This window comes from Kitasatospora sp. NPDC087315, from assembly GCF_044744345.1.
GTDB lineage: Bacteria > Actinomycetota > Actinomycetes > Streptomycetales > Streptomycetaceae > Kitasatospora.
In genome coordinates, this window is record NZ_JBIUYD010000009.1 from 189517 (window position 1) to 213576 (window position 24060).

Annotated in this window: 27 protein-coding genes; 14 read left to right on the forward strand and 13 right to left on the reverse strand. The window is 72.1% G+C overall.

Annotated features, from left to right (window positions below; all coding sequences use genetic code 11):
- Positions 1-7 precede the first annotated feature (7 nt).
- Positions 8-781: a hypothetical protein gene (locus tag ACIO5D_RS15280; protein WP_400795424.1), complete on the reverse strand. Its 774-nt coding sequence runs from the start codon at positions 779-781 to the stop codon at positions 8-10.
- A 76-nt stretch (positions 782-857) separates the two neighbouring features.
- On the opposite strand from ACIO5D_RS15280, the gene ACIO5D_RS15285 reads away from it, so the two are divergent.
- A complete protein-coding gene (locus tag ACIO5D_RS15285; protein WP_400658061.1) occupies positions 858-1748 on the forward strand; it encodes a LysR family transcriptional regulator in 891 nt (296 codons plus the stop codon).
- Between the two features lie 234 nt (positions 1749-1982).
- Positions 1983-2282 carry a hypothetical protein gene (locus ACIO5D_RS15290; protein WP_400658059.1) on the forward strand — a complete coding sequence of 100 codons (300 nt, stop codon included), beginning with the start codon at positions 1983-1985 and terminating at the stop codon, positions 2280-2282.
- Positions 2283-2477: 195 nt separating this feature from the next.
- On the opposite strand, the gene ACIO5D_RS15295 is transcribed toward ACIO5D_RS15290, so the two are convergent.
- On the reverse strand, positions 2478-4274 hold the full coding sequence (locus ACIO5D_RS15295; protein ID WP_400795427.1) for a Scr1 family TA system antitoxin-like transcriptional regulator: 1797 nt from the start codon (positions 4272-4274) through the stop codon (positions 2478-2480).
- Between the two features lie 1283 nt (positions 4275-5557).
- On the opposite strand from ACIO5D_RS15295, the gene ACIO5D_RS15300 reads away from it, so the two are divergent.
- Positions 5558-5908, forward strand: a complete 351-nt coding sequence (locus ACIO5D_RS15300; protein WP_363609306.1) for a hypothetical protein — start codon at positions 5558-5560, stop codon at positions 5906-5908.
- A gap of 168 nt (positions 5909-6076) precedes the next feature.
- Here the strand turns inward: ACIO5D_RS15300 and ACIO5D_RS15305 are convergent, their stop codons facing one another.
- Genes ACIO5D_RS15305 through ACIO5D_RS15315 form a run of 3 tightly spaced genes read right to left on the reverse strand, consistent with a single transcriptional unit; the run spans position 6077 to position 7371 of the window.
- Positions 6077-6289 carry a DUF397 domain-containing protein gene (locus tag ACIO5D_RS15305; protein WP_400795430.1) on the reverse strand — a complete coding sequence of 71 codons (213 nt, stop codon included), beginning with the start codon at positions 6287-6289 and terminating at the stop codon, positions 6077-6079.
- Positions 6290-6311: 22 nt separating this feature from the next.
- Entirely contained in the window at positions 6312-6509 is a 198-nt protein-coding gene (locus tag ACIO5D_RS15310; protein WP_400795433.1) for a DUF397 domain-containing protein, read from the reverse strand.
- Entirely contained in the window at positions 6502-7371 is an 870-nt protein-coding gene (locus ACIO5D_RS15315) for a helix-turn-helix domain-containing protein (protein ID WP_400795436.1), read from the reverse strand. Before ACIO5D_RS15315 ends, ACIO5D_RS15310 begins: the two co-directional genes overlap by 8 nt.
- Before the next feature lie 260 nt (positions 7372-7631).
- Here ACIO5D_RS15315 and ACIO5D_RS15320 point away from each other — a divergent pair, with 260 nt between their 5' ends.
- The 4 genes from ACIO5D_RS15320 (at position 7632) to fxlM (ending at position 10070) form a co-directional block, all read left to right on the forward strand.
- Positions 7632-8096, forward strand: a complete 465-nt coding sequence (locus tag ACIO5D_RS15320) for an ATP-binding protein (RefSeq protein ID WP_363609298.1) — start codon at positions 7632-7634, stop codon at positions 8094-8096.
- Positions 8093-8377 (forward strand): hypothetical protein, encoded by a 285-nt coding sequence (locus ACIO5D_RS15325; protein WP_363609296.1) that lies wholly within the window; start codon positions 8093-8095, stop codon positions 8375-8377. The genes ACIO5D_RS15320 and ACIO5D_RS15325 overlap by 4 nt, the downstream gene beginning before the upstream one ends.
- The gene (locus ACIO5D_RS15330) at positions 8374-8571 is read left to right on the forward strand and encodes a hypothetical protein (protein ID WP_400795439.1); all 198 of its coding nucleotides are present in this window, start codon (positions 8374-8376) and stop codon (positions 8569-8571) included. The genes ACIO5D_RS15325 and ACIO5D_RS15330 overlap by 4 nt, the downstream gene beginning before the upstream one ends.
- A 287-nt stretch (positions 8572-8858) precedes the next feature.
- Complete coding sequence (gene fxlM, locus ACIO5D_RS15335) at positions 8859-10070, forward strand: methyltransferase, FxLD system (RefSeq protein WP_400795441.1); 1212 nt, start codon at positions 8859-8861, stop codon at positions 10068-10070.
- A 261-nt stretch (positions 10071-10331) separates the two neighbouring features.
- Here the strand turns inward: fxlM and ACIO5D_RS15340 are convergent, their stop codons facing one another.
- The gene (locus tag ACIO5D_RS15340; RefSeq protein WP_400795444.1) at positions 10332-10583 is read right to left on the reverse strand and encodes a hypothetical protein; all 252 of its coding nucleotides are present in this window, start codon (positions 10581-10583) and stop codon (positions 10332-10334) included.
- A 424-nt stretch (positions 10584-11007) separates the two neighbouring features.
- Here ACIO5D_RS15340 and ACIO5D_RS15345 point away from each other — a divergent pair, with 424 nt between their 5' ends.
- Positions 11008-11457: a MarR family transcriptional regulator gene (locus tag ACIO5D_RS15345; RefSeq protein WP_363609288.1), complete on the forward strand. Its 450-nt coding sequence runs from the start codon at positions 11008-11010 to the stop codon at positions 11455-11457.
- Here the strand turns inward: ACIO5D_RS15345 and ACIO5D_RS15350 are convergent.
- The 5 genes from ACIO5D_RS15350 to ACIO5D_RS15370 all read right to left on the reverse strand — a co-directional run bounded on the left by ACIO5D_RS15350 (position 11454) and on the right by ACIO5D_RS15370 (position 16800).
- On the reverse strand, positions 11454-12080 hold the full coding sequence (locus ACIO5D_RS15350; RefSeq protein ID WP_363609286.1) for a cysteine hydrolase: 627 nt from the start codon (positions 12078-12080) through the stop codon (positions 11454-11456). The genes ACIO5D_RS15345 and ACIO5D_RS15350 overlap by 4 nt on opposite strands.
- 57 nt (positions 12081-12137) lie before the next feature.
- Positions 12138-13514, reverse strand: a complete 1377-nt coding sequence (locus ACIO5D_RS15355; RefSeq protein WP_400795446.1) for an MFS transporter — start codon at positions 13512-13514, stop codon at positions 12138-12140.
- 218 nt (positions 13515-13732) lie between these two features.
- Entirely contained in the window at positions 13733-14788 is a 1056-nt protein-coding gene (locus tag ACIO5D_RS15360; RefSeq protein WP_363609282.1) for a type III polyketide synthase, read from the reverse strand.
- Positions 14789-15103: 315 nt separating this feature from the next.
- On the reverse strand, positions 15104-16309 hold the full coding sequence (locus tag ACIO5D_RS15365; RefSeq protein ID WP_400795448.1) for a cytochrome P450: 1206 nt from the start codon (positions 16307-16309) through the stop codon (positions 15104-15106).
- A 335-nt stretch (positions 16310-16644) separates the two neighbouring features.
- Entirely contained in the window at positions 16645-16800 is a 156-nt protein-coding gene (locus tag ACIO5D_RS15370; RefSeq protein ID WP_400658026.1) for a DUF6131 family protein, read from the reverse strand.
- A gap of 194 nt (positions 16801-16994) precedes the next feature.
- On the opposite strand from ACIO5D_RS15370, the gene ACIO5D_RS15375 reads away from it, so the two are divergent.
- From ACIO5D_RS15375 to ACIO5D_RS15400, 6 genes are all read left to right on the forward strand, one after another.
- Positions 16995-17519 carry a GNAT family protein gene (locus ACIO5D_RS15375; RefSeq protein ID WP_363609276.1) on the forward strand — a complete coding sequence of 175 codons (525 nt, stop codon included), beginning with the start codon at positions 16995-16997 and terminating at the stop codon, positions 17517-17519.
- A 136-nt stretch (positions 17520-17655) separates the two neighbouring features.
- On the forward strand, positions 17656-18120 hold the full coding sequence (locus tag ACIO5D_RS15380) for a hypothetical protein (protein ID WP_363609274.1): 465 nt from the start codon (positions 17656-17658) through the stop codon (positions 18118-18120).
- Positions 18121-18373: 253 nt separating this feature from the next.
- Complete coding sequence (locus ACIO5D_RS15385; protein ID WP_400795451.1) at positions 18374-19012, forward strand: class F sortase; 639 nt, start codon at positions 18374-18376, stop codon at positions 19010-19012.
- A 141-nt stretch (positions 19013-19153) separates the two neighbouring features.
- The gene (locus ACIO5D_RS15390) at positions 19154-20005 is read left to right on the forward strand and encodes a hypothetical protein (RefSeq protein WP_400760591.1); all 852 of its coding nucleotides are present in this window, start codon (positions 19154-19156) and stop codon (positions 20003-20005) included.
- Positions 20002-20829 carry a response regulator transcription factor gene (locus tag ACIO5D_RS15395; protein WP_363609269.1) on the forward strand — a complete coding sequence of 276 codons (828 nt, stop codon included), beginning with the start codon at positions 20002-20004 and terminating at the stop codon, positions 20827-20829. The genes ACIO5D_RS15390 and ACIO5D_RS15395 overlap by 4 nt, the downstream gene beginning before the upstream one ends.
- Positions 20826-22145: a HAMP domain-containing sensor histidine kinase gene (locus ACIO5D_RS15400; protein WP_363609268.1), complete on the forward strand. Its 1320-nt coding sequence runs from the start codon at positions 20826-20828 to the stop codon at positions 22143-22145. The genes ACIO5D_RS15395 and ACIO5D_RS15400 overlap by 4 nt, the downstream gene beginning before the upstream one ends.
- Before the next feature lie 23 nt (positions 22146-22168).
- Here the strand turns inward: ACIO5D_RS15400 and ACIO5D_RS15405 are convergent, their stop codons facing one another.
- On the reverse strand, positions 22169-22972 hold the full coding sequence (locus ACIO5D_RS15405) for a thioesterase family protein (RefSeq protein WP_363609266.1): 804 nt from the start codon (positions 22970-22972) through the stop codon (positions 22169-22171).
- 150 nt (positions 22973-23122) lie between these two features.
- Entirely contained in the window at positions 23123-24010 is an 888-nt protein-coding gene (locus tag ACIO5D_RS15410; RefSeq protein ID WP_400795455.1) for a VOC family protein, read from the reverse strand.
- Positions 24011-24060: the final 50 nt, after the last annotated feature.

The window sequence follows — 24060 nt, forward strand, 5'->3', positions numbered from 1 at the left end:
TTTCCGGTCAGACGCCGACGCCGGTTCCGTGCTCGACGCCGGTTCCGTGCCCGACGGCGGACGCGTGCCCGACGGCGGACGCGTGCTCGACCGCGGCTGCGGCGAGCGCGCGGATCGCGGGGTGGGCGCGGGTGCCGTCCCCGGCGAGTTCGGGCTGGAACAGCGAGGCCAGGAAGAACGGGTGGCCGGGCAGTTCGAGCACCCGCACCTCGCCGGTGCCGTCCACACCGCTGAACCGCAGCCCGCGCCCGCGCAGTCGCGCCAGGTAGTCGGCGTTCAGTCCGTACGCGCAGTGGTACCGCTCCAGGGTGCGGGTGGTTTCGAAGACCCGCTCGGCGAGTGAGCCGGGAGTGATCTCCACCGCGCCCTCGTGCCCGACCAGCGAACAGGTGAGCGGCACGATCAGCAGCTCGTCCCGCTCGGGGTGCGACTCGCCGTGTGCGGCGCCGCCGATCCCGCAGACGTCGCGCGCGTACTCCAGCACCGCGTGCTGGAAGCCCGCACAGGTGCCGAGGAACGGGATGCCGCGCTCCCGGGCGGTCCGGACGGCGGCCAGGGCACCCGCCTCGCTGCGGTACGGGCTGCCGGGGAGCAGCCAGATGGCGTCGAAGCCGTCGAGCGCGGTGGGCGTTCCGGCGTCCTCGGTGGGGATCCAGTAGGCGTCCAGGACGAGCTGGTCGTGCTCGGCGAGCGCGTCGAGCAGGCCGGGGACGCGGGCGTGCGAGCGGACGGCGGGGGAGCGGTCGCCGACCAGGGCGATGCGGGGGGTCAGGTAGGCCATGCGGCTATCCTCACTCCCGGGCCGACATCAGTGCCAACGATGATTCCTTACTCTCTGATCAGAGGATCTGATAGCCATGGATCCGCATCTGCTGCGCACCTTCGTCACCGTGACCCGTCTCGGCTCGTTCTCCGAGGCGGCCCGGGAGCTGGGCTACACCCAGTCCGCGGTCTCCCAGCAGATCGCCGTGCTGGAGGCCGACCTCGGGGTCGCCCTGTTGAACCGCCGCCCGGTCGGCCCCACCGAGGCGGGCGGGCGGCTGCTGGAGCACGCCGGTCCGCTGCTGGTGCGGCTGGACGCGGCGCGCGCCGATGTCGCACGCCTGGCGGGTGCTCCGAGCGCCCGGCTGGTGCTCGGCACCACCCCGCTCGCGATGGGCGCCGCCCTGGGGAGCGCACTCGCCGAAGTGCGCCGGGTGTACCCGCGGGTGGACCTCGTGGTCCGGGTGCTGTCCCAGGGCGCGCTGCCCGCCCAGGCGGCCACCGGCGAGGTGGACCTCGCCCTGATCGACGGCCTGGCCGCGCCCAGCGACCCCCTGCCGCTCCCGGACGTCGGCCCGCTCGCCACGGTGGCGGTCGCCGAGCAGCCGCTCGCCGTCGCGCTCCCCACCGGCCACCCGCTGGCCGGCCGCCCCGGGCTCGCCCTCGCCGACCTCTCCTCCGCCCGCTGGCTCGACGCCCCGGACCTCGCGCCCGCCGCCGCCCGCCTGCGCGCCGCCACCGGCATCGACGGCTTCCGCCCCGCCACCCGCTACCAGGGCACCGACCTGCGCGGCCTGCTCACCCTGGTCGCCGCCGGCCACGGCCTCGCCGTCCTCCCCGTCTCCGCCCTGGACGCCGCCCCCGGCATCACCGCCGTCCCGGTCCGCAGCCCCCGTCTGGTCCACCGCACGGAACTCGTCCACGGCAGCCTCCCCGAGGGCCCGGCCGCCCTGCTGGCCCGACTGCTGGACGGGGACCGGGTGTGAGCCCCCGCACTGGGTTGTGGGCAAACTGATTGACCGTCAAATATCTTGACCAGCAAAGTCGCTGATCGCTGCGTCGGTGCTCGCCGGGCGCGCGGAAGCAGCCCGGTGGCGGCGGTAGAGTGGGGGTCCTCGGGGCCCCTGTGGGATGCCCGGGTCCTTGCTCGGTCGGACGGTCGAGCCGGTCGCCAGTACCCCGGTCCTGGCGGTCGGCCCGGCCGTTCGCCGGTCGGAGTCATGTACACCGCCGACATAGCAAGGGGGACCACCGTGGCAGATCGCGCGGAACGCGAGGACCAGCAGCCCGAAGGCGAAGAGAGCCGGAAGGCGCCGGACCCCGGGGCCGGGCAGAAGCCGGGTGGACCGAAATCTGCCAGGCCCGCGTGGGTCAGGTGGGGGCGGCGAGCCCTGGGGGTCGGCATCGGCCTCTACAAGGTCCACAAGGCCTGGCGAGCCGTCGAGAGCGTGTTCGGACTCGATGATCCTTCCTCGACCGATGAGCGCTCGCCCGTCGCGGAGTTCTTCGACGAGCTCTGACCCGTCTGCGGGCTGCGGGGCGTTCGGCCGGTCTGCCAGCCGGCCCGGGCGTCGCGGCAGTTCGAAGGTCGACCAACTCCGAGATCACGTAAGCGCCTTGACCGGATGTAAGTGATCTCCCTACCGGAGTCGCCCCTCAGGAGGAGGGGCGACTCCTTTCTCTCCTGCCGTCGGGGCGAACGGCTCGGGCGGTGCTCAGGGCGGCTGGTGGGAGAACCGGTCGCGGGCCTCCGTCAGCGCGGCCAGGCTCTCCTGTCTGGTCCTGGCCTGCATGAGAAGCCGGACGTGGATCTCCCGGTAGAAGTCCGGCCGTGTCGTTCGAGCCGTGAGATCCCGATAGGGGCCCGGTGTCGGATCCGACTCCATGATGTAATCCGCCGAGTCGGGTTGTTCCAGATAGAACATCTCCGCCAGTTCGGCCTCTTGGAACACTAGGTGTGTGAGTGAGGCCAGTGAGGGAGCGACCACACTGTCGAGAGGGATGATCCGGACATTCGTACCCGGTCTGTCGAACGTGTCGATCAGCCGTTGCAGCTGCGAGGCCATCACCTCGGCATTCCCGACCCGACGGTGCAGCACGCTCTCGTCCAGCATGAACACCGACTGTGTGGTGCCTGCCGAGAATCGCCTCTGGCGTTCCATGCGCAACTCGACCAGGCGGTTGGCCCTGGTCCGGCCTGCTTCGCCGAGGCTCTGCGCCAGGACGGCCTTTGCGTAGTCCTCGGTCTGCAGCAGACCGGGCACCGCGCGCGCCTCGTAGGCCCGCAGCTCGGATGCCACGGTCTCCAGTGACATGAGCCGGGTCAGCCAGCCTGGTGTCACGTCGAGATAGTCGTGCCACCAGGCGGGCTGGTTCGCCTGCGCGGTGAGCGATTCCAGCTCCGCGGCCTCCTCGGGAGGGAGCCGGTAGAACGTGGCAAGCCTGTGGACATCGCTCAGCTGCGGGCGGCTCTGGCCGCGTTCCAAACGGCTCAGTTTGGAAGCGGACATACCGGCAGCGTCGGCGGCCGCTTTCAGATCGAGGTTCAGACGGAGTCTGCGCAGGCGTGCGCCCAGGAGCATCGCCGCCACTGTGGGATTCGTGGTCCCGGCTTCCGCTGCCGGCCCGTGAGGAAGGGGTGGAGCGGTCGCGGAGTGGTGGGTCGGCCCTGTTGCCGTGCCGAGGCCTCCCGCCGGAACAGTCGGCTTCTCCTGAAGGTGTTTCAACTCCTCTTCGGCGGTGCTTAGCTGATGCCTGAGCTCGGTTATCCGGGCCTGGAGGGCGTCCACGGTTTCATCGGCGTCGCTCTCGGGCGCGCCGATCGACTCGGCAAGGTCGGCCTCCCACAGTCGCCGAAGGGCCTTCAGGTCATCGGCGCTTGCGTCAAGTGCCCTGGCCATCGCGTCAACTACGCGCCAGGGTGGTGATCCTCTGCCCCTCAGGACGCGGCTCAGGGTGGAGGTGCTGATGCCGGTGTCTGCGGCGAGCTTGCGGAGGGGTGGCTGCCCGGCGGCCTCGCGAAGCGCGAGCAGGAGCGCCGTAAGGGTCTCGTGTCGGACAGGGGCTTGCTGCTCCGAAGCGGGGTCGCCGAGTGTGGTGCCGTCCGGGCGGCGATCGCGAAGCGCGGGATCGTGGCAACCGGGGCAGCGGCTCCCCTTCCGGTCGGCGGGCCTCCGCGTGCCGAACCGGCCTCCACAGCCCTCGCAGGTGTCCGACACGGCTGCGATGAGGCCGCGCAGGCCTGATTCGATCCGGAGTTCGAGATTGAGCTCGCGACGGCGCTCCGTCCATGCCTGGCGGTCACCGTTCCATGCGGTGACAAGGGCTGCCAGCACTTCCCGGGACGGCTTTCGGGTTCCGCTGAGTGCGGCGTAGATCGTCGAGACGGGGATGCCGGTGGCCTGATGAGTCTCGGCCACCGTGAGGCGTGCGGCCTCTCTCAGGGCCCGCAGCTCGCTCGCGAACTCTGCGAGAGGGCCCGAGATTTCGTTGAGTGAGTGGGGGCGGCCCATGCACTTCTCCTTGCTCGACAGGCGGGTGCCATCGCGTCTGTTCTCGGATTGTCTCGCTTCGGTGAAACAGTCATCTATGATGTAACGGACGATTGATGACGCACACTCAGGCGGTATGGCCGGAGGCATGCCTTGCCCCTGATCGGCCCTGGGTGTGGCCTCGGCTGTCTTCGTGGGCCGCGCGCGATGCCTGCCGTGCGGGAGGAACTGGTGATGAGGAGAACAGGGCAGGAGACGACCTTGTGCACCTCTCCCTACGAGTCGACTGCCGTCGACGGCGGCGGTCTTTCCGAAGCGTCCAGATGTGCGAGACGCTCAGCGGGACTGCCATCCCACTGAGCGTCGCGGCAGCCCGAGGGCGTGCCAACTCGCGGATCGTCCAAGCGCCTTGACCGGATGCGGACGAACCCACCTACCGGAGTCACCCTCCGAGAGCAGAGGGCCGGCCCTCTTCCGAGGGCTTCCGAAGCGGTGATCAAGTCTTACCATCTATCCTCCTGACCAGTGCCTTTGCGGCAGGGCGGTCAGTGGGTGGCGTGATGGGAGACCATGTCACCAGGTTGTGCTTGATGATTCTAGCAAGGCCTCAACTCCCAGCACTGAAGCCGAGTCGATCCTCACGGCCGCACGGGCCGGCGGTGGTTGAGAGCGACCTCTCCCGAGGCCCTGTCCCGCGCGGGTGCGTCGGACAGGGCCGGTGGGGGCTTACGGGCGGGCCGTGCCGCGCCGGTGCTGGGGAGATGGTGCCGTCGCACGGGACGATGAAGTGGTTGCGCCGGCCCACGTACTTCGCGTTCATCCACTGCTGGATGGCGCACCGCGGCCGAGCCCCGTTCGCGGTAGACGCCGTCGGTGTCACCGCCGCTGTAGCCCTTGCAGTACAGGCCGGACTGGATGATCCGCACGACATGGGCCGACGGCGCGGTCCGCAGCGTGCGCGGCCATGCGCCGGGGCCCTGCTGTTCGGGTCCTGACATCCCCCGTCGGGCGGTCGAACGTTCCTTTTCCCGGCGTAGGGCTGGGTTTTACCAGTCGTCTCGGAATCGCACAGGAGCGCGCCGAAGAGAGTGCGGAGCACTTTCCCGGCTTGCGTGGGAAACGGGTGCTTCCGCCCGTTGCCGCGAAACGGATATCCGCTCTATTTCGGTGTTGACGCCATTTGTCGGTCTCGTCACTCTCGAAGAGTGCCGAGGACGAATCCGCGGGGGGACTGCCGCGGCCGGTCGGGCCTCGTGCCGACCTACCTGTGGAGGGAACTCGTGTCCAAGAGCCGTGCTGTTCTCGTGAGGTTCGGAACCGGGGCCGTGGCCCTGGCCGCCCTGCTGGTGCCGGTCGCCGGCGCCCCCGCCGCCTCGGCGGCCACGCCCGCCGACTCCTGCACCAACAACTGGACCATCAGCTCGGGCGAGGGCTACGCCAGCGGAAAGTGGTGCAACAACAACACCAAGGTCATCGGCACCGTGCACGACACCAAGGCGGACGGCCGCTGTCCCTACGTGCAGGGCAACCTCTCGAACCACGGCCACGTCGACAGCGGCTGGGCGGGCGGCAAGGGGAAGTCCCGCGCGTTCACCCTCTACGCGCCGTCGGGCACGCACTTCACCTCGCTCTCGATGAGGTACATCAACTGCTGAGAGCGGGCGCGTTCGGCTCTCCTCGTCCGGACGGCGGCGACCCGGCGCGGGGTGAGGCCTCTTCCACCTCGCCCCACGCCGGGTCGGGCCGATCATCTCACCCTCGGGCGGCCAGGGCATGCAGCAGCCCCGCGCCACCGTGGCGCGGGGCTGCGGAACGGTGGCTGATCAGAGGTGGCCGGGGAAGTCCCCGGCGCGGATGCCGGCGACGAACGACTGCCAGCTGTCGGTGCTGAAGGCCAGGGCGGGCCCGTCGGGGTCCTTGCTGTCGCGGACCGGGACGGTGTTCGGGACGCCGTCGGCGACCTCGATACAGTCGCCCTGGCCGTTGCTGTGGCTGCTCTTGCGCCACTGAGTGATTGGGGTGTTGGGCTCCAACATCTGCGCTCCTTTGCGTCAAGGCTCAGGCGATGGGGAACTCGCCAGCTCGCACGTCAGTCACGAAGGCCTGCCAGCTGTCGGCGCTGAAGACCAAGATAGGCCCGTGGGGGTCCTTGCTGTCTCGCACTGGCACGTTGTTCGGGACGTTGTCAGCGACCTCGATGCAGTTTCCGCCTTCGCCGCCGCTGAAGCTGCTCTTGCGCCATGTCAGGTCAACCATGATTGCCATACTCCTCTGTTGCTAGCTTGTGCATCCAAGACAGAGACGTCTCCGGACTCATCGCAGAAGCCGTCAACTGTTCAAAAACGAACTCGTGGCGGGCGATGTCCGACTCCTTCTCTATGTACAGGCTGCTTGTCAGCGCTTCGACATAGACGATCTGGCCTGGCACATCGGAGAAGGAGAGAACGTGGAAGGCCATGCTCATCGCAGGGTGAGCACCGGCGCTGAATGGCAGTACCTGGATCGTGACCGTCGGCTTCTGGGCCAGCTCGATGAGATGCGCGATCTGCTCGCGCATAACAGCGGGGCCACCAACTGGACGCCGCAGTACTGCCTCGCTGAGGATTGCCCAGACGGTTGGCGGGGCTTGCCGGTGAAAGACCTCTTGCCGCTGCATTCGCAGCTTGGCGCGACGCGAGACGATGGGTTCAACGTCCTCGTGGCGCCCCGACAGCGAAATCAGAAACGTGGCACGAGCGTAGTCCAGTGTCTGAAAGAGGCCGGGGATCAACTCGGTCTCGTATGTGCGGATACGTGCTGCGTCCGCCTCCAGGCCGACATAGGTCTGGAACCAGTCGGGGAGGGTGTCCCCGTAGTCATGCCACCAGCCGCGCTGCGTGCTCCTGCGGGTCAACGCGACGAACTGCCGTAGCTCTGCCTCATCGGTGACGCCATACAGTTCGAGCAGTGCGCGAACGTCCGATTCCTTCAACGTCGTTTGACCGGACTCGATCCTTGAGATCTTCGTCGGGCTGAACCGAAGGGTGTCGGCTGCCGTTTTCGCCTGAAGCCCGGTCCGCTCGCGCAATCGTCGCAGCTCGGAGCCGAGCCTACGCCGCAGCACAGTCGGACTGTCCACTCTGGGTGCTCCCTCTTGGTTGACGTCGAGTCACAGTCTGCCACCTCCTTCTGCGATCACAAGAGTCTTGCGATGTCGCGCAATTGCGCGTTGCTGCGCTTGCGCGGAGACGCCATCGCGGAGCATGCTACACGGAGTAGTCCGACGGTTCGCCTGAGTGATCATGCGTATCGCCGACCGGGCATCCCTTTGCCCCGGCCGGGCTGCTGCTTGGCCTCACCACGCCTTCAACTCCCTGTACTTCGGAAGGTGGCTCCGCCATGCCTCAAACCCCCCACAAGCTCCCCACCCCCACCTCCACTCCCTCCGCCGCGAGCAGTAGCTGCTGGCTGCCCCGCAGCCGGCGTTCGCCCGAGGGGGCCCGTCGTCACCTGGAGAAGCTGCTCGCGGGCTTCCCCGGCGGTCAGCGCTTCGCCGAGGACGGGCTGTTGCTGGTCAGCGAGTTGGTGACCAACGCCGTCCTCCACGGCACGCCCGTCGACAACAAGATCTGGCTCGCGCTCGACGTGAACGACCTCCGCCTCCGCATCGAGGTGCACGACGCCCGAGGGGAGCGCGAACCGGTGATTCGCGCTGCAACCGGCGCGGACGACGAGTCGGGGCGCGGCCTGCTGCTGGTCAAGTCCCTCTCCCAGCGCTGGGGATGCTGCCCCCGCTTCCCCATCGGGAAGATCGTCTGGTGCGAGTGCGCTCCGCCGGCCGACCGCGCGGAGGCCGTCGCGTGAGGGACAACCGCCTGGTCACGGCCGAGATCACCGGCATCATGCCGCCGACGATCTACTTCCTCCTCCCCAAGGCGCTCTCCGCGCTCTGGTTCTCCCTCCAGTTCCGCTCTCTCGGCAGGCCCCAGTGGGAGTGGTTCGAGCGCTACCTCACCGGCCCCAGCGCCGAACGCTTCGTCGTCGAGTACCTCAACCACACCGGCCCGCTGTCGCTGCCGGTGGTCCTCCCCGAGAGCGTTCACCACCTGCGCATCCGCTGGACCGCCCCGGAAGGTGACCGATGATCCGCGGCAGACCGTTCCGGCTGCTCCACGCCCCGGGCGACTGGTGGTTCCTCCACTGCTCCCGTGCCCCGGTCGCCCGCCTCCTCCGGGCCGAACGGCGCCGCCTCGAAGCCGAGTTCGCGCAGTGGCTCCCCGAAGCCTCGGCCCGCGTCCGCCAACGCGTCCTGGAGACCGTCGCCGACGACCCCCGCTGACGCGGGAGGCCGCCGAGCCCCGACCAGCTGTGGCCGGCACACTCCCGTGCCGGCCCCCGAGCGCTGACGGCGCACGGCACGGGACGAGGTTCCACCCGGATGCGACCACCCCCGACGCGAACGGGCCCCGATCCCGGGACTGCTTTTCAGCCGAACTCCGAAGGCCACCCCTTCAGGCGTCGCGTATCCGCCCGCAAGGCCTGGCGCCCTGGCTAGCGTCCTCGCTGAGCACCGCGTCGAGCCGGGCTGCCGCAAGCACCAACCTCCCGACAGAAACAGGTAATCGGATGACTGCCATTGATGACTCACCGGCCCGCGATCCCGACGCGCTGCGCGCGGACATGGTCCGTGCACTCCGCGACCAGGACGGGATCAAGTCCGAGCCTGTCGCCGCCGCCTTCGCGACGGTGCCCCGTCACCGGTTCGCGCCGGACGCGCCCGTGGAGGTCGCCTACGACCTGCACCGCACCGTGCCGGTCAAGAAGGACGAAAACGGCCTGGAGCTCAGCGTCATGTCCGCGGCCCACCTGCAAGCCGTGATGCTGGAGCAGGCCGGCATCGAACCCGGCATGAAGGTCCTGGAAATCGGCTCCGGCGGCGTCAACGCCGCCTATCTGCAGGAACTCGTCGGCAAGCAGGGCGAGGTCACCACCGTCGACATCGACCGCGACGTCATCGACCAGGCCCGGCGGTGCCTGGACGACGCGGGATACCCGCAGGTGCGGACGGTCCTGGCCGACGGTGAGAGCGGTGTGCCCGGCGGCGCCCCGTACGACCGGATCATGGTGACGGCAGCCGCGTGGGACATCCCCCCGTCGTGGATCCGTGGGCTGACGGCGGCCGGGCGCCTCGTCGTGCCGCTGACACTGTGCGGCACGACCCGCTCGATCGCCTTCGACCGCGACCCCGATGGCGACGGCCTGGTCAGCCGTTCGTACAGCCTGGCCCGGTTCGTGCCCATGCAGGGCGAAGGGGCAGCCGAGGAACGCAAGGCGATGCTGCGGGAGGGCGTGGCCTTGCAGACCGACGAGGTACGGGTGCCGCTCAACGGCCAGGCGCTGAACCGCGCACTGGATACGCCCAGGTTGGAGCGCTGGTCCGGAGCGGCGTACGACCTGCCCGACGAGCTGGAGCTGTACCTCACGCTCAACCTTTCCAGCCCGGCCCGCCTGCACGCTTCCAACGACGTGGTGGAGCGCGGCGTGGTGGAGGCGTCCGCGCTGTTCAGGGTGCCCGCCCTGGTGAGCGATGACAGCATCGCCTACCGCACCCGCCGGGAGAACGAGGACACCGGCGGCTTCGAGAGCGGCGTGATCGCCCACGGGCCCGGGGCCGAAGCGCTCGCGGACGAGTACGTAGCGCTGCTGCGGCGTTGGGCCCGCGACCACCGCCACCGGGGAGCCGCAACCTTCCGCTACCTGCCGGGCCCCGCGCCCACCCCCCTGCCCCAGAACGCCGTCCTGCGACGCCACGGCATCGTCACGGCGACCTGGCACTGAGACTCCCGGGCCCCGTCTCGGGGCCCGGTCACCCGCCTCCTCCGGGCCGAACGCCGCTGCCTCGAAGCCGAGTTCGCGCAGTGGCTCCCCGAAGCCTCGGCCCGCGTCCGCCAACGCGTCCTGGAGGCCGTCGCCGCCCACGCCGCCGTCCCCCGCATCGTCGACGGCCGTGGCCACCCTCGACCCCGTCCGCCGGCGGGCCGCCGGATGGACCTACCGGGCCCTCGGGCGGCCCTGACGGCCGAAAGTGCGGGCCCGGTATCACAGGCTGAAGCGCGGGCCGGTCTTGCCGGTGAACGGGAAGAGCGGATAGCCCTCCAGGCACGCGCTGTCCGGCGGGAAGTACGGCCAGTCCATGCCGATCCGGTACACCAGGGTCAGCAGGACGGCGGCGGCGAAGGGCGCGAGCCACCTGGTGGCCTGCCCGCCCGGGAGGGGCCGCCTCCGCAGGGCGAGTTGGAGGAGGGACAGCAGCAGGGTCATGCAGAGCCAGACCGCAGGCATCGTCATCATCTGCAGCCCGATGTTGTTGCTGAAGTTGTTTCCGAGCGGGCAGCCCGCCCACGACCTGACGGTCCACACCGTGCCGACGCACACACCGACGCCCGAGAGGGCGGGAGCCAGCAGGTACCACCCACACCCCGACGCGGAGGAAGCCGACGCGCCCCGTGCCTGTGACTCCCGCATCCCCTTGCCTCCCCGCCGGCAACCACCGAGGCAGTGCGCCGCTGCGCCGCTGCGCCGCTGCGCCAGAAGTCGGACCGGCCGACTTCTGGCGCTGCCACCGAGCTCACCTTCAGTCGTGTCGACCGAAGAAACGATCACTTCGGTTCCCGAGATTTCGCCACGGTCGCGTGACCGGTCGAGAGGCCGGCCGGGTGGGCACCCGGGTCGCGGCCCTGCTCAGGCGGCCTGGGCCCTGTCCTATGCTGGCCCGGTGAGTAGCGAACCGGTTCCGCCCGAGGGCACCGCCGTCGAGCTGATGCGGGCCATGACGCGGTTGCGGGCACGGCTGCGCACCGAGGCCCCGATCGACGACCTGCCGTGGAACTGGTCCCACCTGACCACCCTGCACCGGATCGTGCAGAACGGTCCGATGACCGCGAGCGAGCTCGCCCAGGCCGAGCACGTCCGGCGGCAGTCGATGGCGGAGACGCTGGCCGCGCTCCGCGACGGCGGGCTGGTCGCCACCGCCAAGGATCCGAACGACGGGCGCAAGTCCCTGGTCAGCGCGACCCGTGCCGGGCAGGAGCTGTGCGAGCGGATCCCGGCGGCGCGGGAGGCCTGGCTGTCCGGCGCGATCGGCTCCATGCTCCGGGCCGAGGAGCGCAGGACGCTCCAGCGGGCTGCGGAGATCATGAACCGGCTGGCGGACTCCGAACGCTAAACCGGCTCAGCGGCCGTGCTCAGTGCGGCGAGTTCCGCGGTGGCGACGACCTCGGCCTGGCGCGGGAAGACCTTCTCGGTGAGCACCCGGTGCACCTCCGGGTCGGGGTCGGCGGTGGCGTCGGCCAGCACGAAGAGGCGGTAGTCCTCGTCGGCCGCCTGCCGAAGGGTCGACAGCACCACGCCACTGGTGGAGAGCCCGGCGAGCACCAGGGTGTCCACGCCCCGCGCGCCCAGCTCGGCGCGCAGATCGGTGTCGCCGGCGAACGCGCTGAACCGGATCTTGCGCACGGCCAGGTCCTGCTCCCGGATCTCCAGGGACGGGTGCACCGCCGTCGTGGAGGTGCCGTCAGTGAGGGATCCGGCCGCGGCGACCTGGGCGAAGGTCTTGTTGCGGGCGGGCACGGCAGCGGCGTCCTCCTCGGTGAGCGCGACGCGTACGAAGACGACCTGCACACCGTGGGTGCGGGCCCAGGCCAGCGCCTCGCCCGCGCGGGCGAGCACACCCTCCGGGTCGGGGACGGCGCCCAGCACGAGGGGCTGGAAGTCCATCAGCAACAACGCGGTACGGGCCGGGTCCATTGCCGCGGCGGTGTTCGCGGCGGCGGTCATGTCGGTGGTCATCTCGGTGAACCTGCTTTCTCTTGGCACGGCGGGATTCGGGCCCTGGCCGGTGCGGAGTCAATCCGCCTGCTGCCGGTCGGCCCGGGCCAGCCGACGGTCGCACACGGTCAGGACGAGGACGAGGACGGCGATCAGTACCAGCACCCACGCGATGTGGTGCAGCCCGCTGTCGTCCACGCCGCGGTGGAAGGCGGTGCCGGTGATCGCGGCCGAGGCGATGGACCCGACGTAGCCGAAGGTGCGGAGCAGTCCGGAGGCGGTGCCGACCGTGGCGGCGGGGGCCTCCTGGTAGAGGACGGTCTGGTTGGCGACCGACCCGGCGCCGGAGGTCAGGCCGAACACCGCGCTCGCGGCGACGACCGCGGCCATCGGGGTGCCGCCGTCCACGAAGAGCACGGCCCCCGCCCCGACGAGCAGCAGCACCGCGCAGGCGATCAGCGGCAACCGCACCCCCGCCCGCCGCGACACCACCCGGGCGGTCAGCGCGGACAGCACGCCCATCGGCAGCAGGACCAGCCCGGCCTGGTAGGCGGACAGCCCGCGGGCGGCCTCCAGCCACTGGGTGAGTCCGTACAGGATCACGTACGTGCCCAGCAGCGTCAGGCCGTTGCGCACATAGGTGCGGGTCAGGGCGCCGTTGGCGGCGAGCAGGCGGACGTCGAGGAACGGGTGGCGGGCGCGCAGCTCCCACCCGGTGAGTGCCGCGGCGAGAAGGAGGGTGGCGGCGAGCGCCGGCCAGTCCGGGCGCGGCAGGGCGGAGAGGAGGACCACCAGGGCGGTGAGCACGCCGCCGAAGCCCACCATGCCGAGCAGGTCGAGGCGGGTGGCCAGGGCGCGCACCGATCCGGTACGCACGGGAGCGGGGTCCGGCGCGATCCCGGCCAGCGCCAGGACGAGGGCCACCGCCGCGAACGGGATGTTGATCCAGAAGGCGGTCTGCCAGCCGAACGACCCGACCAGTAACCCGCCGATGGCGGGGCCGACGGCGACGGTGGCGGATCCGGTGACCGCCAGGCCGCCGAGCACCCCGCGCGGGGGGCCGTCCTGGCCGGCGCCCTGTGCGCGGCGGCTGATCAGCAGCATCGCGGACGGGTAGCCCGCCGAGGTGCCCGCGCCGATCAGCACCCGGGCGCCGATCAGCGCCGGCAGCGAGTGGGCCAGCGACCCGACGACCCCGGCCGCGAGCACCAGCACGATGCCCGCGAGGAATACCCGGCGGGGCCCGAACACCTCGGCGAGACGCCCGGCGGCGGGCTGGGCCAGCGCACTGGTGAGGTAGAGGCAGGAGATCAGGATCGCGGTGTCCCCGACGGGGATGTGCAGGGCCGCGGCAAGCGGGACCAGCGCCGTCGCGATGATCGAGCTGTTGACCGGATTGAGCGCGGCCCCCAGGTACAGCGGCGCCACGAAGCGCCTGCCGAAGGGATCGCCCACGGCCGGACCGCCCCCGACCGCTCGCTGCGGAACACTGGTGTCACCGGCGACAGACACGACACGACTCCGTCCTCCGGGACCTCCGCGACAGGCGGGCCCACCGTGGAGATCCCGGCGGAAGTAGGCAGGCCACCTGACAAAGATTAGCAGGTAGCCTGCCTACTTGTGGAGTGGTGACCCCGTGGAGGACGCCGGGGCCGCGCCCCGGAGCGGGCGGCCTAGCTGCCGGGGGCCGACCAGGTGCCGAGGGCGATTTCGGCGGTGATGCCGGGGCCGAAGCCGGCGAGCAGGCCGCGGTGGCCTTCGAAGGCGGACTGTTCGTCGAACATGCGGGACAGGGCGTCGAGGACGACGGCGCTGGCGATGTTGCCGTACTCGGTGAGCGTGGCGCGGCTGAAGCGGAACGCCTCGCGCGGCACGTCGAGGAAGCGGCTGAGGTCGTCCAGGATCCGGGGGCCGCCCGCGTGGACGATGTAGAAGTCGAGCTTGCCGACGTTCCAGTGGTGTTCCTCCGCGAGGGCGCGCAGGGCCGGGCTGAGGTCCTCCATCGTGCCCGGTACCCGCTTGTCGAGCAGGAAGTGGAAGCCGGTGGAGCGGACGGCGTAGGAGATCCAGTCCTCGGTATTGGGGATGAGGTAGGAGCCGTTGCGTTCCAGACGGACCCCGTGGCCGCCGGTGCCCTTGACCACGGCGGCGGCGATTCCGTCCCCGAACAGGCCGTTGGACAGGAGTGAGCCCACGCCGAGGTCGGTGGGCTGGTAGCACAGCGAGCAGAACTCGCAGGCCACGATCAGCACATTGTCGTCGGGGTGGGCGGTGCAGTAGTCGTGGGCGCGGTTGATCGCCGCACCGCCTGCCGCGCAGCCGAGTTGGGCGATGGGTATCTGGCGGGTCTGCGGGCGGAAGCCCATCTTGTTGATGAGCCAGGCTGTCAGGGCGGGCATCATGAAGCCCGTGCAGGACACATAAATAATCAAGTCGATCTGCGTCGGCTCGAGTTGAGCGGTCTCCAGGGCGCGGGAGACCACGGCGGGCACGCGGGCCTTGGACTGGGCTTCGTAGACGGTGCTGCGCTCGTCGAGTCCGGGGTGGCGCAGGACCGTCTCGATGGGCTGGATCAGGTGCCGCTTCTGTACACCGGTGTGCTCGATCAGGCGCAGGGCCAGGTCGAGTTGGGGGTGGCCGCGGTGGATCCTGCGGGCGAGTTCGAGGGTTTCCTCGTTGGTGATGACGTATTCGGGGACGGCGATCGCCGGTTTGCACAGAACTGCCATGAGATGTCCTCCTGGCGGACGATTGTCCCGGCGCGGCCCTGACCGCTTCCGGTGTCCACCGATGGGCGGAAGCCGCTGCGGAGGTACGCTGCGCGGCCGCGCCTGTGCGTGGTGGACCTCGCGTGAGCCGAGGGGCGGAGGGCCGGCCGTCCGGAGGGCCGCGTTCCCGTCGTACGGGCCGTCTGTGCCGCGGTGGGGCCGGTCCTGGGCACCTTAGTCAATCTACGGGAGACGGCTCGCGGACGCATGCCGGGCGGCATGCGTCCGCGAGTTCGGCGCGTACCCCCGGGCTCGGTGCGCCCGGGGGTGCGGCCGTCACCAGACGACGGGGAGGGCGAGGGGGTACCGCCAGATCGAGGTGGTGTTCCACTGCACCTCGTCGGCGGGCTTCGCCAGCGCGAGGCGGGGGAAGCGCTCCAGGAGCGTTCCGATGGCGACCTCCAGTTCGGCGGTCGCGAGCGGGGCGCCGAGGCAGTGGTGGGCGCCCCAGCCGAAGGTCATGTGGGGCGGGCCGGTGCGTTCGAAGTCCAGCTCGTCGGGCCGGTCGAACTTGCGGCCGTCGCGGTTGGCGGTCAGGTAGGAGACGTGCACAATGTCGCCCGCCCGGATGGTCACCCCGCCCAGCTCGACGTCCTCCAGGGCCGTTCGGGGGATGCCGACGCCCTTGCGGAAGGGGATGAAGCGCAGCAGCTCCTGGAGGACCTGCGGGAGCATCTCGGGCCGCTCGCGCAGCAGGGCGAGCACGTCGGGCCGGGTGAGGAGGGCGTAGGCGAGGTTGCCGATCTCGTAGGTCGTGGTGTCCTGGCCGGTGATCAGCAGAACCATGGCCATGACGGTCAGTTCCTTGTCGTCCAGGACCATGTCGCCGTCCCGGGCCGTGGCCAGCGCGCTGATCAGGTCCTCGCCGGGGTCGCGGCGGCGCCGCGCGGTCAGTTCGGCGAAGTAGGCGCGCAGGTCGGACTTGGCCCGTACCGCGTCGGGGCGGTTCTGGGCCGTGACGTTCATCATCGTCCGGGCGTGGGCGCGCAGTTGCGGGCTGTCGGCCTCGGGGATCTCCAGGACCTCGCAGATCGTGATCAGCGGCAGCGGGTGGGCGAGGTGCTCCATGAGGTCGGCCGGGTGGCCCTGTTGAGCCATCCGGTCCAGCAGCCCGTCCACCACGTGCTGGGTGTGGGCGCGCATCCGCTCGATGCGTTCGGGCTGGAACGCCTTGGACACCAGGCTTCGCAGCCGGCTGCTGTCCGGCGGATCCATGACGTTGATCGCCTCGGCCTGGACGATCGGCTCGGGGGTCATCCGGGGGAAGTCCTTGCCGATGACGCCGGCGCGGCTGAAACACCGGTCGGTGGTCACGGTGCGAACGTCGTCGTAGCCGGTGACCAGCCACGCTTCCCCTTCGCCGTAGGGCAGTCGGATTCGGGAGACTGACTCCTGTGTCTGGAGCTCCCTGAGGGTCGGGTCGAACTCGAGGGCGTCGGCGAAGTCGAAGGGGCATGTGCGCGCGTTGGAGCCGGTGGTCATGCGGATCTCCAGGACATGGTTCGGAGGGCGGGATTATGTGTGGGGGTGGGGCTGGGGGTGAACGGGACACGGGTACCCGACCGGCGGCCCGCTTATACCGGATGGGGCCCGCAGGGGCCGGTAATTCATCCGTGCTGATCAGTCGTGGCGGCCGGGCCCGGCGTGTCGCCCGTGTCGGGGTGTCGCGCGTGTCGCGTGGCGCAGGGGCGGGGGCACCCTGGGGCGCCCCCGCCCCGTCCGGGGAGCGGAGCCCTTTCAGAACAGCCGTGTGCTGCGGGCTGTTACTACGCTCACCGACCGTGACCGGTCGCGGTTCCGTGCCCGCGTCGGGTCACTCACCAGTAGTGGTGGCGGCCTCCGACCGCGTGCCCGACGGAACCGAGAATCCACAGGACCAGTCCGATGACGGCCAGGATGATACCGATCGTCCACAGGATGGAGATGTGGGCGACGAAGCCAATGATGAGCAGAATCACTCCGAGAATAATCACGGTGACCTCCAGAGTCGGTAAGGCCCCTCCGCTTAACTCTGCTTCCCGCTGGTCGCACTGGCAAACGAACCAGCGACGATCACTGACCGTGGTCGTGCCGGCCGCTACCCGGTGTCGACCGGGTGCCGGGGTGCCCGGCAGCCGGTGGAGATGAGGCGGGAGCCCTTCCGGCACCCGCCCGTTACAGTGCCGGGATGAGTGATGAACCGGTGATACTCCGCCCTCTCTCCGAGGCCGATCTGGTGACCGTCGAACAACTCCTGCTCGACCCGGAGGCGGTGGGGCCGCTCCAGTGGTTCGGGTGGTCGGACCCGGGCCGAAGCCGGCGGCGGTGGGCGGAGAACGGCCTGCTGGGGGAGGACATTTCAGTGCTCGCGGTGGTCGTCGCGGGGGAGCTGTGCGGCTTCGTCCAGTGGCGCCGGGCGGGGCTCGTGCCCGCGTCCTCGTACTGGGTCATCGGCATCCAGCTGCTCCCGCGGGCCCGCGGCCGGGGGATCGGCACCGAGGCCCAACGCCTCCTGGCGGACTACCTGTTCGCGCATTCGCCGGTGGTCCGGCTGGAGGCGGACACCGAGGTCGTCAACCTCGCCGAGCGGCGCGCGCTGGAGAAGTGCGGCTTCACCGAGGAGGGCGTGCTGCGCAGCCTGGTGTTCCGCGACGGGCAGTGGCGCGACATCGTCCGCTACAGCCTGCTGCGTTCGGACCGTGCCGAGCGCTGACCCCACGGTCGTTACGCAGCCGATGGGTGGCCGTGACACGACCGGCCGGGGACCGCGACACGGCCCTCCTACCGTCGCTGTCAACGCACCGGCCGCACCGGCCGGGCCGCGTCCGCGACGAAGGAAGAGACACCGTATGAGCAGGAGCCGTACCCACCGCTCGCCCGCCCGCCGGGTCCTGGCCGTCTGTGCCCTGACCGGGGCCGCGCTGATGACCGCCGTCACCGGCGGAAACGCATGGGCCGACGGAGCCCCCGCCCCGGCTGCCCCGAGCGTCGCCGGCGTCTCGGCCCCGGCTGCCCCGAGCGCGGCCCCCACCGCCGCACCGGCCGGCGGGACTCCCACCGCCACGCCCACCCGCCCGACCCCCGCCACCCCCGCCGCCGCGCCCGCCGGCGGGACCCCCACCGCCACGCCCACCGCCGGTGGCACCGGGCCCCAGGTCCGGGAGGTGCCCGCGGGTGCCGCCCAGGCCGGTGACGGATCCGGTTCGACCTCCGTCTCCGGCCCGCTGCTGGTCGGCGGCGGCACCGTCGCGGCCCTCGGCGCCGGTGCGCTGGGCTTCGCCCTGCTGCGCCGCGGCTCCGGTGCGCGCGGCTGACACCGGCCCCGGGTCCAACGGGCACCCCGGCGCCGCTCCCCCGCACCTGGCCAGGCAGGGGAGCGGCGCCGGGGTCCCGCCGGAGAGCGGGAGACCCGGCGCCGACGACACGGCCGCATCCGGCGACCGGGGCGCCCGGGCGACCGGCCGCCGCCACGCGCGCGGCAGCGGTCACCGGCGGTCCCGCACCGCCGGACCCGGCCCGAGCGCACTGCGGCGGAGCGCCTTCGGTGCCGCAGGTCTGCTCTGCCTGGTGATCGGCGCCTCCGTGGCGCTGTCCGGCCAGCGCACCCCGGTGGTGCGCATCGAGCCCTCGGTGCACGGCGGCGCGGACACCCCGGCGAAGGCCACGGGGCCCGCGGCGAACCCGGTGTCCGGGCCCGCCCCGGCCTCCGCTGCCCCGGCCACCGCTCCGCGACCCTTCGCGGCCTCGGTGCCGACCCGCCTGCTGATCCCGGCCGCCGGGGTGGACGCCCCGGTGACCAGCCTCGGCCTGAACGCCGACGGGACGGTCGAGGTGCCGCCGGCCGACCGGGCCGGGGAGACCGGCTGGTACCGCAACGGCCCGACCCCGGGGGAGACCGGCCCCGCCGTCCTCATCGGGCACTACGACACCGTGCACGGCCCGGCGGTCTTCCACGGTCTGCCGAAACTGCGGCCGGGCGAGCTGATCCAGGTGCAGCGCGCGGACGGAAGCACGGTGGACTTCAGGGTCCGCACGCTGCTGCAGGCCGCCAAGGACCGCTTCCCGACCCAGACGGTCTACGGTGACACCCCGACGCCTACGCTCAGGCTCATCACCTGTGGCGGGCGGATCGGCTCGGACGGCCACTGGACCGACAACATCATCGTCCTGGCGGACCTGGCCGGTCCGGACGGCGCGTCCGGCTGAGGCGGCCGGGCGGGTGCCGGTGGTTCCGCCCGGCAACCCGCCCGGGCGGAACCACCGGCAGCCGTCCACGCGACCTACTACCGGGGCGGGTACGGAGCGGACCCGGCGCATCGCCGCAGACCAGGAGGATGAGCACCGACCGTGGCACCGTTTACTCCCCGCCGCCGGACCGGCGCCGTGTCGGCGGCCGGACTCGCCGTCCTCATCGCCATCGCCGCCCTCGTGGCCATGGCGGTCGGCCGTGTCACCCCCGGCGGGCTGCAGGACCACGGCGCGTCCCAGCCGGTGACACCGCCGCTGAAGCCCCAGCCGCTCTGGCCCGGCCTGGATGCCTCTCCGTCGCCGGCCTCACCCGCCACCGCCACCGCTCAGCCGACGCCGCGCCCCGTCCCCGACGTGACCGTCCCCGGGAACGACATCACCGCGGTCGACGTCCGCTCCGTCCTCGCCAAGGACCCCATGGTGGGCCCGGAGGAGCGGCGCGCCCTCGACTCCTGCCCCGAGTGCAAGGTCCGCAGCCCCGAGTACCGCGACCTCACCGGTGACGGGCGCTCCGAGCTGCTCGTCGCCGTCGCCACCCCCGGGGCGGTGGTACTGCACGTCTACACCCTGGCCGACGACCGGGTCCTGTCCGTCCTCCAGGTCACGGCACGGGAGGGGTTCAGCGCCGAGACCGTCGGCTGCGACCTGTGGCTGTACGAGCTGACCACCGCCTCCGCCCGGACCAGCAGCCACTACCACTGGGACGGGGTCCGGCTCGGCCTGGTGGAGCAGAAGGTCGAGGGCATCGTCCCGGTGCCCGGCGACGGCACCGGACAGACGGGCCCCTCCGCCGGCGTGACCGGACCGGCGGTCAGCCCCGGCATGGGCGTCAGCCGCACCCCCGGGGCGGCCGGCGAGGCCAGCCCCGTCCCTCCCGGACCGGCCCCCGGCACCCCCACGAGCCGTCCAACCGCCCGACCGACCCCGGCGCTCTCGGAAGCGAAGCCATGAACCCCGCAGCCGCACCCACCCACCCGCACATCCTGATCGTCGAGGACGACGAGGTGATCCGGGAGGCCACCCGGATGGCCCTGGAGCGCTACGGCTTCCCGGTCTCCACCGCCGCCGACGGGCTGGAAGGGCTGGAGGCGTTCCACGCCGTCCGCCCCGATCTGCTGCTGCTGGACGTCATGCTGCCGCTCCTCGACGGGGTCGGCCTCTGCCGCCGGATCCGCGAGGAGAGCCAGCTCCCGATCCTGATGATGTCGGCGCGCACCGATCCGGTCGACGTGGTGTCCGGCCTGGAGGCCGGTGCGGACGACTACGTGGTCAAGCCGTTCGAGAGCGCGGTGCTGGTCGCCCGGATCCGGACGGTGCTGCGCCGGGTCCGCGTGGTCCCGGCGGCCGAGACCCCGCCGCCCGCCGCGGACGCCCCGCCGGCCCTCGCGCCGGTTCCCGTGCGGGCCGTTCCGACGGGCCCGACCGCCCCGACCGCCCCGGCCGTGCAGACGGCCCCGACCGTTCCGGCCGCACCGGCGCCGCGGACCGTGCGCAGCTTCGACGGGATGGAGGTGGACACCGAGAGCATGGAGGTACGGGTGCACGGCCGGCTCGTCCCGCTGACCCCGACCGAGCTGCGGCTGCTGCTGGAGTTCACCGCCGCGCCCGGCATCGTGCTGGAGCGCTCCGTCCTGCTGGAGCGGGTCTGGGACTACGACTGGGGCGCCGACACCCGGGTGGTGGACGTCCACGTGCAGCGGCTGCGCGCCAAGATCGGCGCCGGCCGGATCGAGACCGTCCGCGGGTTCGGCTACAAGCTGCGGCGCTCGGCATGACCCTGCGCCGCCAGATCGCCACCGCCGTCGCCGCCATCTCCGTCCTGGTCGCCGTGGCCGTCGGCCTGCTGGTCCACCAGGCGATGATCCGCCAGCACGTCGACCAGGCCCGGGCCTCCGCGCTGACCGCGCTGGACTCGGCGCTGGGCGCCTACGCGCGCGACGGCAAGGTCGCCGGCCTGGACGACCCGGCGCTGCCGCCCCGGCTGCGCGCCCTCGTGGCGGACGGCCGGCGGGGATCGCTGCTGGCCGGCGGTCCGCAGGGCGAGGCGATGTGGGCGGCCGGCCCGGTCCAGGGCGGAGTGGTCTCCGTCCGGGTCGACTTCGAGCCGGACCGGGCGGCGATCGCCGACCTGGACCGGATCATCCTGATCACCGTCGTCGCGTCGGTCTTCACGACGGTGCTGGTCGGGGTGCTGGTCGCGGACCGGATCAGCCGCCGGCTGCGCACCGCGGCGACGGCCGCCCGGGGGATCGCCGCCGGGCGCACGGACACCCGGATCGGAGAGCTGGTCGACGGGCGGGACGAGGTGGCCGACCTCGCGGCGGCCGTCGACCTGATGTCGCGGGCGCTGCACCGCCGACTGGAGGACGAGCAGCAGTTCACCGCGGACGTCGCCCACGAGCTGCGGACCCCGCTGACCGGGCTGGTCACCGCGGCCGAGCTGCTGCCGCCGGGCCGGCCCACCCAGCTCGTCCAGAACCGGGTGCAGGTGCTGCGTTCGCTGGTCGAGGACCTGCTGGAGGTGTCCCGGCTGGACGCGAACGTCGAGACGCCGTACCTGTCGGCCGTGCCGCTGGACCGGGCGGTGCGCCGTACCGTCACGCTCACCGGCCTGGACGTGGAGGTCGAGGTGGCGCCGGGCGCCGCCGACACGTCGGTCCGCACCGATCTGCGCCGGCTGGACCGCATCCTGGGCAATCTGCTCGTCAACGCCGACCGGCACGGCGGCGGTCCGGTCCGGCTGGGCGTGGACGGACTGCGGATCACCGTCCGCGACCACGGGCCCGGTTTCCCGGACGACCTGTTGCGGCACGGGCCCAAGCGCTTCCGGACGAGCGTGCGCGAGCGCGGGCGCGGCCACGGCCTGGGCCTGACGATAGCCACCGGCCACGCGCGGGTGATCGGCGCGGCCCTGACGTTCGCCAACCACCCGGACGGCGGCGCGGTGGCCACCCTGGTGCTGCCGCCCACGGTGACACCCGACCGGGCCGACGACCGGGCCGAAGGACCGGCAGGCGACTCGACCGGCGGCCCGGCGCACGGCCCGGGCCAGGACGCCGGGGAGAAGCGGGGCGAGCGGCCGGCCCCCTGACGAGGGCGGCCCGGGCTCCCGCGTCAGCGGTCGGCGACGAGCAGGGTCTGGAGGATCCGGCCGCAGTCGCCGGCCGCGTCGTCGAGGCGGCCGGAGGCCAGCCCGGAGCCGTCCGGGCTGGCGGCCGTGGCGGCGGTCAGATGGAGCCAGGAGCCGACCGGGTCGCGGTGGAGGGCCAGCGTGACATCGGTGTTGATGACGAGCCGGCCCACGTGGTCGAGCTCGAAGGCGACCGCCCAGTTGCTGTCGGCGAGGGTGAGGGCGCGGGTCAGCGGGGTGTCCGGCTCGCCGTCGACGAGGGGGATCCGCTGCCGGGCCCACACCGTGCCGGGGCCGGGGGTGTCGAAGCCGCCGCCGGGCGGGAAGCGCCACTCCATCGCCGAGACGTACCCGCCGAGGTGCGCGCCGGCCATGACGGGCGGCGGCTGCGGGCCCGGAAGCGGCGGTGGGGCCGCCTCCGGGCGGAGCGGCGGGGTCTCCCGAGGGCTCGCCGCGATGCGCCACGCCCGGGCCAGCAGGACGGGCCGACCGCCGGAGGTGAGCTCACCCTCCAGGAGTTCGGCGCGGCCGCCGGAGCGGATGGCGCGGACCTCGACCTGGAGATCGCCGACGGGCACCGGGCGGGGGATCTCCAGCGTGATGCGGGCGATCCGGAAGCCCTCCCGCGCCCCGTGCCGTTCCAGGGCGCGGCCGAGCAGGGCGGACGGGGGGCCCGCGTGCTGCGCCTTCGGACTCCACGGCCCCGCCGTGGCGGCCGTGCTCTCGTAGCGCCCGTGGCCCACGGCCCGGTAGAAGGACCCGGGCAACTCCGCCGAATCCGGCGTCATCCGCCGACTCCCCTCATCGAGATCCACGAGAAGGTATACCGGTCGTCCGGGCCCGGCCGGGAGTGGCCCGGCCGCCATTCTCCCGCGCGGTTTCGGACGGAGGGCGGGTCAGGACCAGGCGGTGCCCCAGCTGTTCCGGGCCGGAGCCGGTCATGCCCGGTACGCGGCGGGCGGACCGGCCCAGATCTCGGCCGACTCCCCGCCGGGGAGCGGCACGACGGGACGGCCGTCCACCCCGGAGCCCGGGCGGATGGCGGCGCCCGCCCGGGCGGCCGCCGCCTCGACCGACGGCGCCAGCAGGGCGAACGGGACCGGCGACGCGTCCTCGTGGGCGGCCTCGTCCGAGCCGACCAGCAGCAGGTTGCCCACGATCGCGAATCCGGCGCCGCCCGCCCGGCCCGGGGCGGGCGGCACGGCACCGGTCGCGGCCGCCGTCCCCGGATCCGCCGACGCCGTCTCCAGCGCCGTCTCGTAGAACCGGACGGCCCCGCCGAGCGAAGCGGCCGGCACGGCCCGCCGGACCAGGAGGCGCACGCCCCCGTCCCCGGGCCCGACTTGGCGAGGTGCGGGCCGTTCCCCGGGCCGGGGCCGGTGCTCGACCAGCTCGGCGAGCGAGCCGTCCGGGTAGCGCACCCGGGCCCGCGCGCCGGGCACGATCGCCTCGCGGGGCTCCAGCACGGTCGTGCCGGTGCGGCCCAGCAGATCGAGCTGGCCGGCCAGCGAGGGCACGATCAGCGAGTACGCCGTCCGCCGCTGGACGGGGGTGAACGGCCGCTCGCTCGCGATCAGCAGAACGGTGCCCACGGCGGCCAGTTCGAGGCCGCCGAAGTCGGGGATCGGCATCCGCAGATCCGCGCGCACCCCGAGCAGCCGCTCGTAGAACGCGATCCGGTCGTCGAGGTCGGCCAGGTCGATCAGCGACCGGGCGAGCAGGCGTGGCCGGTCCAGGACGGACGAGTCGGGGGTGGTCCGGAACCAGCGCTCCGAGAGCCCGGGCGGGCCGGAGAGACCGGACGGTGATGCGGTGCTTCCTGTCATGGTGCTGTGCTCCCTCTTCCGACTGGGCTGTGATTCCCGTTCACCCGGCG